Origin of the sequence: Streptococcus mitis, assembly GCF_005844455.1 — a bacterium.
Lineage (GTDB): Bacteria > Bacillota > Bacilli > Lactobacillales > Streptococcaceae > Streptococcus > Streptococcus mitis_BF.
The window spans coordinates 1-1,345 of record NZ_SPGF01000114.1 but is presented as its reverse complement, the minus strand read 5'-3'; the positions used below and the strand labels follow the sequence as shown (position 1 = coordinate 1,345).

Here is a 1,345-nt window from a genome sequence, read left to right as displayed (position 1 = left end):
TGAAAAAATGATGATTGAAAATCTGGCTATGCAATACCTAACAGGGCAGTTAGTTGTCAGCTACCGCACCATCAATCGTTTTCGTGTCGCTGAAGGGATGGAAGAACTCATTCGTAATCTTTTCATCGACCTCAATCTTCGTTTAAAAATGGAAGAGTTAGTGACTTTAGATTGCTTGTTTATTGACGGGACTAAGATTGAAGCCAATGCCAACAAGTATAGTTTCGTGCGGAAAAAAGCAACGGAGAAGTTTTCCGCCAAACTTCAAGAACAGATACAGGTCTATTTTCAAGAAGAAATCACTCCCCTTATCCATCAAGCTATCGAACTGGATACACAAGAGCCTATCTCCTCAGAGCAGTTGCTTGCATTCTCTCAAGTTCTTGAAGAAGAATTGGAAAAACTGAGCCAAGACATGGAGGAGACACCCGTTAAAGGGAAAGATGGACGTAAAACCCAACGTCGTAAACTCAAGAAAGTCTTGCGTAAAGTCAAAGATGATTTTTCAGTACGTGCTGAAAAATATGAGAGCTATCAGGAGACATTTGAAGGGCGTAACAGTTTTTCCAAAACAGATACAGACGCCACTTTTATGCGGATGAAAGAAGACCATATGAAAAATGGCAACTCAAGGCTGCTTATAATCTTCAAATCGCTACTGAAAACCAATTTGTTCTTCACTATGATGTCTTTTCAAATCCGACAGATACCAAGACTCTTCTGCCATTCCTTGAAACCTATCCGCATGACTTGAAGACAGTTGTTGCAGATGCTGGATATGGAAGTGAAGAGAATCTCCTTCGTTTAGATGAAAAGGAGGTGAGCCATCTGATTAAATATGCCATGTTTGATAAGGAACAGAAGAGAGGGTATAAACAGTCGGCTAGAAACTTAGCGAATTGGTACTATAATGACAAGGAGGATAGCTACACTCATCCTGACGGGTGGTGCTATCGTTTTCACCATATCAAACATCAGAAAACACAGACGGATTTTCAACAGGAAATCAAGGTTTACTACGCTGATGAACCTGAAGCAGCCCCTCAAAAGGGACTGTATATGAACGAACGCTATCAAATTTTAAAGCTAAAGAGTGTCAGGCGCTTTTATCTCCCGAAGGTAGACAGATTTTTGCTCAACGTAAGATTGATGTGGAACCTGTCTTTGGGCAGATAAAGGCTTGTTTGGGTTACAAGAGATGTAATCTGAGAGGGAAGCGTCAAGTGAGAATTGACATGGGATTGGTACTTATGGCCAATAACCTCCTAAAATACAATAAGAGAACGACTTAAAATTAAAAAGCTAGAGTTCCGCAATTGGAAATCTCTAGCTTTTTGGTGGTTGA

General features: G+C 40.4%; 1 pseudogene. It reads left to right on the top strand.

Annotation, left to right across the window (positions count from 1 at the left end):
• Positions 1 to 1,292: pseudogene (locus tag FGQ53_RS12335) on the top strand (transposase); the annotation flags it as partial.
• Positions 1,293 to 1,345 lie beyond the last annotated feature (53 nt).